This is a genomic window from Pseudomonas sp. RU47, assembly GCF_004011755.1.
In the GTDB taxonomy this organism is placed as follows: domain Bacteria; phylum Pseudomonadota; class Gammaproteobacteria; order Pseudomonadales; family Pseudomonadaceae; genus Aquipseudomonas.
Genome location: NZ_CP022411.1, coordinates 2,277,614 through 2,290,445 on the forward strand (window position 1 = coordinate 2,277,614; position 12,832 = coordinate 2,290,445).

At 57.8% G+C, this 12,832-nt stretch carries 13 protein-coding genes and 1 tRNA gene; 10 read left to right on the top strand and 4 right to left on the bottom strand.

The features are described 5' to 3' along the window. The first annotated feature begins 479 nt into the window (after positions 1-479). The 4 genes from CCX46_RS10360 to CCX46_RS10375 are packed head-to-tail and all read left to right on the top strand — an operon-like array spanning position 480 to position 6,054. A complete protein-coding gene (locus tag CCX46_RS10360; protein ID WP_127926586.1) occupies positions 480-3,311 on the top strand; it encodes a xanthine dehydrogenase family protein molybdopterin-binding subunit in 2,832 nt (943 codons plus the stop codon). Further along, the gene (locus tag CCX46_RS10365; RefSeq protein WP_122609025.1) at positions 3,304-3,843 is read left to right on the top strand and encodes a (2Fe-2S)-binding protein; all 540 of its coding nucleotides are present in this window, start codon (positions 3,304-3,306) and stop codon (positions 3,841-3,843) included. Before CCX46_RS10360 ends, CCX46_RS10365 begins: the two co-directional genes overlap by 8 nt. Positions 3,844-3,845: 2 nt before the next feature. After that, on the top strand, positions 3,846-5,081 hold the full coding sequence (locus CCX46_RS10370; RefSeq protein ID WP_127926587.1) for a c-type cytochrome: 1,236 nt from the start codon (positions 3,846-3,848) through the stop codon (positions 5,079-5,081). 1 nt (position 5,082) lies between these two features. Next, a complete protein-coding gene (locus CCX46_RS10375) occupies positions 5,083-6,054 on the top strand; it encodes an XdhC family protein (RefSeq protein WP_127926588.1) in 972 nt (323 codons plus the stop codon). A 46-nt stretch (positions 6,055-6,100) separates the two neighbouring features. On the opposite strand, the gene CCX46_RS10380 is transcribed toward CCX46_RS10375, so the two are convergent. Continuing rightward, entirely contained in the window at positions 6,101-7,384 is a 1,284-nt protein-coding gene (locus tag CCX46_RS10380; RefSeq protein ID WP_127926589.1) for an NAD(P)/FAD-dependent oxidoreductase, read from the bottom strand. A gap of 183 nt (positions 7,385-7,567) precedes the next feature. On the opposite strand from CCX46_RS10380, the gene CCX46_RS10385 reads away from it, so the two are divergent. The 4 genes from CCX46_RS10385 (at position 7,568) to CCX46_RS10395 (ending at position 9,739) form a co-directional block, all read left to right on the top strand. Further along, positions 7,568-7,644: transfer RNA gene (locus CCX46_RS10385), tRNA-Val, on the top strand. A 209-nt stretch (positions 7,645-7,853) separates the two neighbouring features. Next, entirely contained in the window at positions 7,854-8,204 is a 351-nt protein-coding gene (locus tag CCX46_RS31125) for a Rap1a/Tai family immunity protein (RefSeq protein WP_446730737.1), read from the top strand. A 205-nt stretch (positions 8,205-8,409) separates the two neighbouring features. Continuing rightward, complete coding sequence (locus CCX46_RS10390) at positions 8,410-8,760, top strand: hypothetical protein (RefSeq protein WP_127926590.1); 351 nt, start codon at positions 8,410-8,412, stop codon at positions 8,758-8,760. 523 nt (positions 8,761-9,283) lie between these two features. Next, on the top strand, positions 9,284-9,739 hold the full coding sequence (locus CCX46_RS10395) for a DUF2214 family protein (protein ID WP_127930375.1): 456 nt from the start codon (positions 9,284-9,286) through the stop codon (positions 9,737-9,739). A gap of 227 nt (positions 9,740-9,966) precedes the next feature. Here CCX46_RS10395 and csrA read toward each other — a convergent pair whose 3' ends face one another. Beyond that, entirely contained in the window at positions 9,967-10,161 is a 195-nt protein-coding gene (csrA, locus tag CCX46_RS10400; RefSeq protein WP_003179932.1) for a carbon storage regulator CsrA, read from the bottom strand. A 250-nt stretch (positions 10,162-10,411) separates the two neighbouring features. Here csrA and CCX46_RS10405 point away from each other — a divergent pair, with 250 nt between their 5' ends. Continuing rightward, positions 10,412-10,777, top strand: coding sequence for an SPOR domain-containing protein (locus CCX46_RS10405; RefSeq protein WP_127926591.1), 366 nt, complete (start codon positions 10,412-10,414; stop codon positions 10,775-10,777). A gap of 87 nt (positions 10,778-10,864) precedes the next feature. After that, positions 10,865-11,767, top strand: coding sequence for a siderophore-interacting protein (locus tag CCX46_RS10410; RefSeq protein ID WP_127926592.1), 903 nt, complete (start codon positions 10,865-10,867; stop codon positions 11,765-11,767). A gap of 53 nt (positions 11,768-11,820) precedes the next feature. On the opposite strand, the gene CCX46_RS10415 is transcribed toward CCX46_RS10410, so the two are convergent. Together CCX46_RS10415 and CCX46_RS10420 are read right to left on the bottom strand one after the other, a co-directional pair. Next, positions 11,821-12,510 carry an endonuclease gene (locus CCX46_RS10415; RefSeq protein WP_095111733.1) on the bottom strand — a complete coding sequence of 230 codons (690 nt, stop codon included), beginning with the start codon at positions 12,508-12,510 and terminating at the stop codon, positions 11,821-11,823. 4 nt (positions 12,511-12,514) lie between these two features. Beyond that, positions 12,515-12,784: a DUF1654 domain-containing protein gene (locus tag CCX46_RS10420; RefSeq protein ID WP_166219800.1), complete on the bottom strand. Its 270-nt coding sequence runs from the start codon at positions 12,782-12,784 to the stop codon at positions 12,515-12,517. Positions 12,785-12,832 lie beyond the last annotated feature (48 nt).

Consider the following 12,832-nt stretch of genomic DNA (forward strand, 5'->3'; position numbering starts at 1 on the left):
AGGACCACTGAACGCCTTGACGCACCGAAAGCAACCTTTGGTTGATTCGGAATCGATAGCAAAGACCCTGGTCGAAAGACCGGGGTTTTTTGTGTCTGAAATTTGGCTATTCCTTTTCCTCTCTCCTGAATCCGGCACTAATCCCTGTGGGAGCGAGCCTGCTCGCGAAGGCGTCGGCACATTCAAAATCTGCATTGGCTGGAAGAGTGCTTTCGCGAGCAGGCTCGCTCCCACATAGGCATGCCCACCTATCTCCACGGGTTTGCTGCGGTGCCACGTCGCATTGATTTTTTGATTCTTTAGTCAAATTTTTGTAACTGGTTGTTTGCTGCGAGCGCAGAAACCTTTAAAGTTAACCTTTCGGTCAGCTTTGCACTGTCAACACGCCCTTTGTTTCGCCAAAGAGGGCTTCTGCAAGACTCGAGATTCCCCAGTAGATAACCAGAAGGGCGGACACATAACCGCCCAGAGGATGATCCATGTCCAACCGTGATATATCCCGGCGCTCGTTCCTCCAGGGCGGGCTGGTGGCGGGTGTGAGCGTCACGCTCACGCCGCTCAGCAGTCAGGCGCTGGCTGCCTTGATGGAAAACAGCGTCACCGTGCCGTCCGAGAAATGGCTCGGCAATAACGGTAAGGCGCGTCAGCGTAACGACGCACTGTCCAAGGTCTGCGGCAGCAAAGTCTTTGCCCGCGACATCCGTTCCAAGGACATGCCGGGCTGGCCCGAGCAGCAAGGCCACGCCATGCTGCTGAAAACCATCAAGGCTGACCGCATCTACGCCGGTTACGACCTGTCGTGGCTCGGCGCCGATTTGCAGCCGGACCGCATCGTCACCGCCGCGGATCTGGACAAGGACGGCATCGTCTTTCCGGAAGAGCACGCGCCGGACCCACTGCTGCCGGAAGGCAAGGTGCCGATGTTCATCGGTCATCCTGTGGCGATCCTGATCTGGAACGACTTCGAGCGTTTCCGTCAGGCCAAGAACAAACTCAAATTCAATGACAAGGCGATTCGTTACGGTGCCCAAGTGCCGTTCTACGAAGGCGACCCCTATGGCAGCTTCCGCTACGTACGTGTGGGCGGCGCGACCTCGGCAGACGAAGATGAGTTCGCCAGCCTCAAGGACTCGATCCTGTTCCCGATGCTGAAAAACCGTCGTCCGGTGTGGAATTCCCAGCCGAACCTGCACGGCAACCTGACCGAGCGCGGCCTGTTCTACGCCGATCGCATGAAGAAAGAGATCGATACACCGCCGAACAACTGGCTGGTGTTCGACGAGCGCTACAAGACCCCGTCGATCGAACCGGCCGCGATGGAGCCGGACAACGGCAACGGCTGGTACGACCCGAAAACCAAAACCCTGCACTTCGTGGTGGCCACCCAGTGCCCGTTGGAAGCGGCGACCGAGACCGCGAAAATGATCGCGCCGTCGCGCTTCGGCCTCGACAACCTGAACATGCACCCGGGTTATACCGTGGGCTACGGCTCCAAAGACCACAACATCTTCGTTTACTACGCAGCCCTTGCTGCGTTGTATGGCGCCGGCGTGCCAGTGCGTCTGGCCAACGACCGCTACGAACAATTTCAGAGCGGCATCAAGCGTCACCCGTTCGACATTCGCTACCAACTGGCGGTGGACAAGAACGACTACACCTTCAAGATTTTCCGCGCGGAAATGAGCGTCGACGGTGGTGGTCGCATCAACTACAGCCCATCTGTAGCGGCGGTTGGCGCCACGGCCGCGCAGTCGATCTACTACATGCCGCAGAACGATCTGCAAGTCACCGCCTACCACTCGCGTGGCGTTGAGGCCGGTTCGATGCGCGGTTACGGCACCCTGCAAAGCATGGCGGCGACCGAGATGATGGTCGACGAAATCGCCAATCGCCTCGGTGTCGATGCCATCGACTTGCGTCGCAAAAATGCCCTCCGTTCGGGCATGAAAAACACCCAGGGCGCGATTCCGGCCGGTGCTCTGCGCTTGCATGAAATTCTCGACAAGGCCTCGGTGCACGAAGTCTGGAAAAACCGCGACGCGATCAAGAAGCAACGCGAAGCCGCCGACCCGGATAACTGGTACGGCGTCGGTTTCGCCATCTGCCAGAAAGACTTCGGCACCGGTTCCGAAGCGCCAATGGCCAGCATCGAATTCACCGCCGACGGTCGCATCACCCTGCGCCACATCGGCATCGAAATCGGTACCGGCATGTCCACCTCGCAAGCTCTGGTCGTGGCCGATTTCCTCGGCAGCCCGGCGCACGAAGTGAAGACCGGTGAAACCGAATGGAAGGAAATGCAGCTGATCACCAGCGGCAACCCTTACATCATGAGCCAGACCGAGCAGGACAACCTGCTGCGCAACCCGCGTTGGGTCGGCAAGTTGGCTTCGGCCTCGTCGGCGACCAACTCGGCGTACTACTTCAGCCATGCCACCCGTGAAGCGGCGCGCGTGCTGTTCAACAACGGTTTGTGGCCGGCGGCCATGGAAATCTGGCGTCAGGGTCCTTACGGCGGTCAAGCCAACCCTTACGTTGTACGTCGCGAAGATGCGCACTGGGTTGACGGCAAACTCACCGCCAACGGCATGCAGCCGTTGAGCTTCGAAGAGCTGGCCAAACACGCTCACGAGCGTGGCCTGGTGACCGGCGCCACCGTTCATGCGTTCAACCGCTGGAGCTGGGCTGAAGCCGAATACAGCATCGACGGTGTGCGCGAGCGTCTGCCGCTCGATGGTCTCGCCGTGAAATACGGTGACGGCGCGCCGAAAGCGAAGAAAGCGTTGATGACCACGTCCGGTTTCCACCTGTTGGATCGCCAGAACATCAATTACCCGGTTGTCCAGTTGAACAACGCTGCGGTGACTTACTACAGCCCGGTCGCCACGTTGGTCGAACTGAAGGTCAACAAAGGTTCGGCAGAAGTCGAGGTGCTCAATCACCATTCGTGGGTCGAGTGCGGTCGTGTGCTGGTCGAAGAACTGGTCAAGGGCCAGCTCGAAGGCGGTATCGCCATGGGCATCGGCCACGCCTTGATGGAAGAGATGCCGCTGTATGAAGGCGGGCCGGGGGAGGGTGACTGGAACTTCAACCGTTACCGTCTGCCGATGGCGCGTCACGTTGCCGTGTGGAAGCAGACTGCGGAGATTCTGCCGCCGCTGTCGCCAAGCGATCCGTCGAAAGGCATCGCCGAAGTGGTGATGATCCCGATTGTCGGTGCCATCGGTAACGCCGTGGCGCACGCCATCGGTAAACGTGTTCGCGATCTGCCCATCACTGCTGCGCGCATCAAGGAGGCCCTCAATGGCTAACCGTCCGCTTCAACTGACCCTCAATGGTCAATCCGTCGGCCCGGTGGACATCCCTGATGACCTGCCGATGATCGACTACCTGCACGAATACAAAAACCTCACCGGTTCGCGTCTGGGCTGTGGCCAGGGCATCTGCCACGCCTGCGTGGTGATCGTCGATAACCCGGACGGCACCAGTGAAGAAGTACGCACCTGCATCACTGGCGCGCATTACTTCGAGGGCAAGAAAGTCCGTACCATCGAATCGCACGCCAAGCGCGACGAGGCGGGCCAGGTCACCGAGCTGAACCCGATCCAGCAGCGCTTTGTCGACGAGTTCGCGTTCCAGTGCAGCTACTGCGCGCCGGGCTTCGTCAACGCCGCGACCGTGCTGGTCGAAAAGCTGCAGCGCCAGCCGACCGTACAAAGCAAGCTCGAACAAGTCATCGAGGACAGCCTCGGCCACCACGTCTGCCGTTGCACCGGGTACGTGCGTTATTACAACGCCACCCGCAACGTGCTGACCGATCTCGGCCTGGTCAAGGAGGGTTAAGCATGAAGCTTTTTCTGACCCGCCTGACCCTGGCGGTCGGCCTCGCTGCGCCGGTGTTGTTTGCCCATGCCGATGATCAGGTCAAGCGCGGCGAGTATCTCGCTCGAGCCGCTGACTGCATGGCCTGCCACACGGCAGCGGGCGGCGCGCCGTTTGCCGGCGGCCTGCCGATCGTCTCGCCGTTCGGCACGATCTATGGCACCAACATCACCCCGAGCAAAGAGCACGGCATCGGTCTGTACAACGATGACGAGTTCTTCGCCGCGCTGACCGAAGGCAAGCGTCGCGATGGCGCGAACCTGTATCCGGCGATGCCGTACACCTCGTATCACTTGATGCCGCGTGCAGATTCGGATGCGATTCATGCGTACCTGAAAACCATCGAGCCGATCGAGCGCGCAGCTCCGGTCACCAGCCTGAGCTTTCCGTTCAACGTACGTCCGGGTCTGATTGGCTGGAACATGATGTACGGGAAAGCGCTGAAGCTGGAGCCGGCCGAAGGCAAAAGCGAAGCCTGGAAGCGTGGCCAGTACATGGTCGAAGTGCTCGGTCACTGCGGCGAATGCCACACTCCGCGCGGTCTGCCCGGTGCGATGCAACTGGACAAGCGCCTCACGGGCGGCATCCTCAATGGTTATCTGGCGCCGAGCCTGCTGGCCACGGATCTGGCCGCTCGCGGCTGGAACGAGCAGGATCTGGGCACGTTCCTCAAGCACGGCATGAGTGCGCAGGGGACGATGTTCAACGAGATGTTCCCAGTGTTCCATAACAGCACCCAAGGCCTGAGCGATACGGATCTGGCGGCGATGGCGACGTTCCTGCTCGGCGACAAACCGCCGGCAGCCAAAGCGCTGGTTGAAGTGCCGGTGGAGAAACTCAGCGCCAGTGCCCAGCGCGGCCAGCAGGAATACCTGAACGTCTGCGCCGGTTGTCATGCGGTCGGTGGCGAAGGCAAGCCGCACATTGCGGTGGCCATGCGCGGCAACACCACGTTGCGTCTGGAAGACCCGCGCAACCTGTTGCGGGTGATCGAGGATGGTATCGGCGAGCAGAAGTTCTCCGGTTTCGAGCACATGCAACCGATGCCGGGTTTCGCCGACAAGCTCAAGCCTGAACAACTGACCGACCTGCTCAACTACTTGCGTCAAGGTTGGGGCGGTCAGTCGGCTGAACTGGCGGTGAGCGACGTGCAGAAACTGCAAGCCGACGCACCGTCCATCGAGCACAAGGCGCACTGACATGCAGCATCTCGATCTACAAGTGGTGCGGCGAGCGCTGGAGTGGTCGGTGGCGGGGCAGCGCATCTGGCTCTGCACCGTGCTGACCACCTACGGTTCGGCACCGCGTGCGCCGGGTTCGCTGCTGGCGGTGAATGACGGCGGACAGTGGATCGGCTCGCTGTCGGGTGGCTGCGTTGAAGAGGATTTTCTCGAACGCGTTGCCGAGGGGGCGTTTCTCGATGCAGTCAATGTCGTGCGTTACGGCGAAGGCGACGATCCGCGCTCGCGGGTCAGTCTGCCCTGTGGCGGCATTCTCGATGTGCTGGTAGAGAAATTTGACGCTGGCTGCGAGGTGCAGGCGCATCTGCGCGAATTGGAGTCGGCGCTGCTTGGTCAGCGTCGCTTGATTCGCGAGGTTGATCTGGCCAGTGGTGCGCGCACTCTGTTCGCTGATCGCGAGCAGGGTGCGCGGATCGAGCGTGAGATTGATCGGGTGCGGATTCGCGTTGGCGCGGCGCAGCGTTTGTTGCTCGCCGGCTATTCCAGCGTGGCGCAGGCGTGTGCCGAATTTGCCGTCGGCCTCGGGTTTGAAGTGATTCTCTGTGATCCTCGCGATGAAGTGCTGGAAGGCGTGGTGCTGGGTGGCGTTGAGATTCGTCGGCAATTGCCGTCGGTGTTTATTGCTGACGGTGGTTGTCATCGTGATACGGCGGTCGTCGCGCTGACGCATGATCCGCGTATCGACGATCTGGCAATGATGGAAGCGGTGCGCACAGAGGCGTTCTACATTGGCGTAATGGGGTCGCTGCAAACATCGCAGAAGCGCTTCGAGCGGTTACGTCGGATTGGCGGCTTGGGGGAGGCTGAGCTGGCGCGGATTCATGCGCCGATTGGTCTTAATCTTGGCAGCAAGACGCCGGCGGAAATCGCCCTGGCGGTGCTGGCGGATATCCTGCGCATCCGTAGCGGGATTGCTCGGGATCAGCTCTGAAACCGTTCAGTGTTGAATAAAAGGGCCGCTGTTCAGCGGCCCTTTTTTACATCCCGAATTTGTCGCGTAAGCCGTAATACCAAGCGCCCAACGCAGCAAACGGCGTGCGTAACAGTTGCCCGCCGGGGAACGGGTAGTGCGGCAAGTCGGCAAACGCATCGAAGCGCTCAGCCTGACCGCGCAACGCTTCGGCGAGGACTTTGCCTGCCAAATGCGTGTAGGTCACGCCATGGCCGCTGCAGCCTTGCGAGTAATAGATGTTGTCGCCCAGGCGCCCAACCTGTGGCAAGCGCGACAGGGTCAGCAGGAAATTTCCGGTCCAGGCGTAGTCAATCTTCACATCCTTGAGCTGGGGGAACGCCTTGAGCATTTTCGGGCGGATGATCGCCTCGATGTTCGCCGGATCACGTGCGCCATACACCACGCCGCCGCCGAAGATCAGGCGCTTGTCACCCGTGAGGCGGTAGTAGTCGAGCAGGTAGTTGCAGTCTTCAACGCAGTAGTCCTGCGGCAGCAGCGCTTTCGCCAGCTCGTCTCCCAGCGGTTCGGTGGTGATCACTTGCGTGCCGCATGGCATCGATTTGGCCGCCAGTTCCGGTACCAGGTTGCCGAGATAGGCATTGCCGGCGACGATGATGAACTTGGCCCTGACCTTGCCTTGCGGCGTATGCACCACCGGATTGGCACCGCGCTCGATGCGCACGGCGGGTGACTGTTCATAGATAGTACCGCCGAGGGATTCAATCGCAGCCGCTTCGCCGAGCGCGAGGTTCAGCGGATGAATATGCCCGCCGCTCATGTCGAGCATGCCACCGACGTATTGATCGCATGCCACCACTTCGCGAATACGGCGTTGGTCGAGCAATTCGAGTTGTGTATGGCCGAAGCGCTCCCAGAGGCGTTTCTGCGATTCCAGATGGCCCATCTGCTTGGCGGTAAGGGCTGCGAATACGCCGCCGTCCTTCAGATCGCACTGGATGTTGTACTTGGCCACACGCTCGCGAATGATCCGGCCACCCTCGAACGCCATATGTCCGAGTAGCTGCGCTTGCTTGGGGCCGACGCTGCGCTCGATCACGTCGATGTCGCGGCTATAGCTGTTAACGATCTGCCCGCCATTGCGCCCCGAAGCGCCGAAACCGACCTTGGCCGCTTCCAGCACGGTGACGCGAAAACCGTTTTCCAGCAGAAACAGGGCAGAGGACAATCCGGTATACCCGGCGCCGATCACACAGACGTCCGTCTCCACATCATCCTGCAAGGCAGGGCGTGGCGGTACGGCATTGGCCGACGCAGCGTAATAAGACTCTGGGTAAGGGGTGTTCGCCATCCTGCAGCCTCTGTTTAATATATTTTACGAGTGCGTCGATCCTACCCGAGTTGAAAAACCTCCGCCAGCCACCGGAAAATCTTCGTCGGAGCCCCGAAATTAAATATTTTGCATATTCATAGGGTTAGGTGAAAAAAAGGTGTTGACACCCCTCCGGAATTCCGTAGAATGCCGCCTCACAGCAGGCACGTAGCTCAGTTGGTTAGAGCACCACCTTGACATGGTGGGGGTCGTTGGTTCGAGTCCAATCGCGCCTACCAAACAAAATCCGCTCTGCTGGGCGGTCTGGAAGGGCTCACCGAAAGGTGGGCCCTTTTTTGTTGTCTGCGATTTGTAAAACGTTTGCAAAACCCCCATCTCAGAACAGCTAATTCGGGTCTGGTCAGGGGCCTCCGATAACATCGCAAGATTATCAATCCAGGCATTATCAATGAAGACATGGATGGCAGTAGGGATAGTACTAGCGGCTATGCAGGCAAGCGGTACGGTATATGCCGACGATAGTGGGGATGGGGTGAAATTTTTAAAGTCTTGCAAAGGACTCCTAAACTACTGGGATGGTAAGCCGACGGAGGCTAGCTATGATGCAGGAGCCATGGGCTACTGCGTGGGAGTCGTACGAGGTGTCCGCGGCACCCTGCAAATTCTTGGCAGCGAATTAAAGGACGGCCGTCTTAAGGTGTGCCTGCCTGAGGATTACACAGAGCAGGCTGGAGTTCGCTCAGTCGTTAACTACCTTGATGATCATCCTGAAAAATTGACGTCCTTAGTTGAGAGCGTCACGATGCTGGCGCTCCGCTCTTCATATCCCTGTAGATAACGGCGGCGCCGCAGTTTCAAATCCGCAGTCACTATCATGTAGACCGGGGCGGCTATGATTTTTCGACTTCTCGGGTAATCCCTTGATGGTGTGCTGCTCGAGGTCAACGCCCGACTTCAGCTACAGCACAATATCCTCCCGCCGCTGGAGGCTCAGGTATCTGAGTTACCTTTCGAGAAATTCACCTAAGTTGTTTAGGTAGTTCATGTTGCGATTCGAGATTTTCAGTAATGGGCAAAGTATCGGGTGGTCCGATCTCGAGCTTGGCGATCCGCCTATGGGGGTTGCCTTTGGTGTGTTTGTACCAAGTCCTGACTACTCCAGCTTCCAGCAGCAAATCAGAGCCTCTACTCAGCGTGACCAGAGACACTTCAACTTTGCTGTTCACATTGTGGAAGGGCGGCAGATTCGTGCCTCCGGCGTGTCCATTGCAGACTACTCGGCTGATTGTGGGCCGGATGCAATAGAGATCACCGTTCTAGGTATCGAGTACCCGGACTATGGTGAGATTTTTCCAGAGCACGTTGACGCTTATCGGCACCAATTTGATGTCTAGCTGTATCAGCAATTGAGAGTCTTGGATGGTTTACGGATCTATCGCTGCGCAGGTTATGGCGAGGGATGCTGATCCACTGTGAGTGGTACTTCATCGTTTTGCGGTCCTTGCTGAATTGCGCGCGCATGTCTTCGTTGTGCGCCCATCATGATCGAGTTGCTGCATCGTCGAGCCGGGCAGTTAGCTGACGATTCGCCCGTTCGTCGCCAGCTACCTTTAAAAAAGTGTGGATATTGAACAGGTTACGACTGTTACTAACCAACCGGTTATCAAAAAAACGTTGTTACTGTTGGTGGAATTAAGTAACATCCGCCCCGCGTTCACCACCACGGTTTATGCATTTTTAAATCCCAAGCTTCCATCAGCTGCTTGGGATTTTTTTTGCCTGCGATTTGGCATCTGCTGTTTCAAATTCTCCTCGCAATGCGTCATCGCGCCCGACGATTGCGCCGCAAGCAAGTCCCTGCTTTTTCGACTACTACTGACTGGCCGATTTTCAACTCATCTTGATGGGGGTGTATCGATGCTGGTTCATTGGTTTCTTGCAGCTATTCATCTACTGGCTTTTGCCCTGGGCTTTTGGGCGGTTCTGACTCGAGGGACGGCATTCAGCCGCCTTGCTGCTGGCGCAGGTGAGGCAAGGCGCGTTTTGCTCGCCGATAATCTATGGGGTATTTCTGCGTTGATTCTGTTGGTGACAGGTGGAATGCGGGCGTTTGGTGGCTTTGAAAAGGGCACTGACTATTACCTTCATCAGCCACTGTTTCATCTGAAGATGACGCTGTTTGTGCTGATACTGATTGTCGAGCTCGCCCCGATGATCACGTTGATCAAGTGGCGGATCGCGTCCGCACGTGGCGCAGCAGTCGACACCGGACGCGCGAAACTGTACGCGCGAATCAGTCATGTCGAGGCGTTGCTTTTGGTGCTGATGGTGATTGCGGCCACGGGCATGGCGCGAGGCGTGACATTCGGTTAGAGGGCGAATTCTCTGCGCGCTATCGGAAACGTCCGACAGCCAGTCTCGGGGATGGCAGGTAGTATCGGGCGGCAAGGAGATAGTGGGGGGATGTAGTGGAATCGGAATTGGATTTGGTGCGTCAGGCGCCGTGCCCAGCAGAGTGGGGAGCGGATGGCAATACGGCGCGTGAATCTCTAGCCAGTCATTCCACAAGGTAAACGGACTGGCTACTGACTGCGATTGGTTCAGGGAGTTTGTGGCTTGTCCGGGGCGGTCAGGCCAGCCTGAATACGCTGGTAAATCTCTTCACGGTGAACGGCAACGTTTTTCGGAGCGTTGATACCAATGCGAACCTGTTGGCCGCTTACGCCCAGAATGGTGATAGTGATGTCATCACCGATGTTTATGCTTTCACCGACTTTGCGGGTGAGTATCAGCATGGTCTTCTCCTTGATTGCTTTGTAGGGCACCTGATTCAGACAGTGCAGAGGTCGGTGGTACGTATAGATTAGTGCGAAGTCTCACGGTTTGGGTGCCTCTTTCTGACGCGCAGAAGCGGCATTAATTCCCAGGGCGTAACTATACAGAGGCTGCAACCATCAATCTCGTTGTTTTGTGCCCATTTTGCGGGGCTCGCGAAGTATTTATGAATGATAAGATCGCGGCTTTGAGAATTTCGAGGAAAGCGTTGTGCGCAAATTGGTTTGGGTAGTCGCGGCACTGGTATTGGCAGGGTGTGGCGAAGGCAAGAACGTAGACGCACCGAAACCACAGTCGGCCGCAGTGACGGCACCGGCGGCGGTTGCACCACAATGGGATCTCGAGGTGCGCGGCGAAACTCCGCAGGCTGTCAGCGATCTGAGCGGCTGGTTGATTGAGCACGCCTTCGTGCCTACGGTGATCAAGGACAGCAGTGGCAAAGCGCGAATTCTGATTGGTCCTTTCAACTCGCAAGCCGAAGCTGAAGCCCGAAAAGTACAAGTGGATGCCGCTCTGGTGAAAGCCAAGAAGCAGAATATTGAATCGGTGGTGATCGAGCACCCGCTCACGCCGTAACTGCTGCAGTTCAGCGGAGCGACCTAAAGGACCTCGGATGTGGCTCGTCTTATACGAGTCAGTCACGATTTTCCGAAGGAGCTCCGCATGGCCTCCGCCAATCCTTACAAGCTGTTCGACGTCATCCTGCATCGCAAAACCTTACTCAGCCCGCACATGATGCGGATCACGCTGGCCAGTCCTGCCGTTAAGGAAATGGCCACTTGGGCGCCGGATCAAAGGGTCAAACTGTTTTTTTCTGCGGCTGATGGTTCGCCTGCCAGGCTTGCTCAGGGCGAAGGTTGGTACGCCCGCTTCAAGGCAATGATTGCCGATCGACGTCCGGCCATGCGCACTTACACCATTCGCCATTTGCGTGCAGAACAAGGCGAAGTGGATATTGATTTCGTCCTGCATGGTGAAACCGGGCCGGCTTCGCGTTGGGCGCTTCGGGCGCAGCCCGGTGATTCGATGCAGATTCTCGCCCCGGATCGCCGCTTTTCAGCACGGGACGCCGGAGGATTCGAATGGAAGCCGCCGCAGATCCTCAAGCAGGTTCTGCTGGTCGCCGACGGCACGGCGCTACCTGCGGCCATGGGCATTCTTGATGAGTTGGCTGCTATGGCCGAGCCGCCCCTGACGCAGGCGTTCTTCGAGGTCGACAGTCCTGAAGATATGCTGCCGGTTCCCGATTGGGCGGGGCTGACGGTGCAGTGGCTGATCCGGGGCCAGGCCAGTGCTGGTACGTTGATGGTGGCGGCGGTACAGAAAGCGGTTCCACCCATTCATGCCTCATCCATCGGCCAGGCTGTCGAGTTGGCCGAGGTCGATATCGATAAAGAGATTCTTTGGGAAATAGCCGAGACAGCCAGTGAGGGTTTCTATGGCTGGATCGCTGGAGAAAGCGCTGCGGTGATGAGCCTGCGCAGGTACTTGATTAAAGAATGCGGGATCGCGCGGCAGTCGCTCAACCTGATGGGGTATTGGCGCTACAACAAGGCAGGCAGCTAGCCACAAAAAAGGCCTCGGACATGACGTTCGAGGCCTTTTCTTTTAAGTGTCGATCAACCGCAGGCTTTCATGTTCACCGGACCGACAAACTCATTGCCGCGTCCCATCACGCACGCCACGCTCTGATTGCGCTGACGCTCCCAGTCCTGCACCGGGTAAGTCTTGTCCCACGCTTCATACAATTGTCGATCCTGCTTCGACAGGCGCAAGCCGTATTGCTTGCTCATGTAGAAGTAAGTCCGGGCGATCATGCCGCGAATCGACGGGCGAGGCATGACCTTCTTCGCCTTGAAGTCGACCTGGGTCAGGCATGAGCCGTACTGCCCGGACTGCACTGGCAACCAACCGTAGCTGAAGTTGCTGCGATCGCCATTGACCTCGCCAATGCTCGGCACCAGGTTATGCAGATCGGCTTCAGCCTTCTGATAGCTGGGGTCGTAACGGGTGCAGTTCTTGCGTCCACCTTCCTGCCAGCATTGGCGCTGATGGCCGAATTGCCAGGCGGGCACGATGTGCTCCCATTCGATGCGTGATGCACGTTTGGCGTTCTTGCGTGGTACATAACCGCAGGCTTTCAGATCAACCTTGTTGCCGGTGTATTTGCACCCGCAGTAAAACTCTGTGGACTGTGGTGCGTAAAGCTTCCAGGCGACCTTCTTGGCTTCGGTAAATGTGCGGGGTGCGCCAGCCTGCGCCCCCATGGTGATGAACAGCAACAACAATGCAAAACAGCGGACACTCATTGAATCAATCTTCCTTCGGTACAACCCAAAAAATCTGCACGCCACCGTCGTCGCGATAGGCGAGGGTGACGTTGTCGTTCTCGTCGATTTCCTCGAGCAGGCGCTCCCACTCATCCATCGGTTCGTCCGGCAGACGGAAGATCAGTGCGGCTTTGGCTTTTTGGGCGGTGGGAGAATTGATGATTTTCTGAACGCGCATACCCATGCGTTCGTAAGCGTCAGGAGCATCAGGGGAGGTGGCCACGAGGTTATCCTTATTAAGCTGTACGTGCATACAGTATTTAACTGTAAGCATTTTCGCAACTGCTTAAAATTCAAGAAA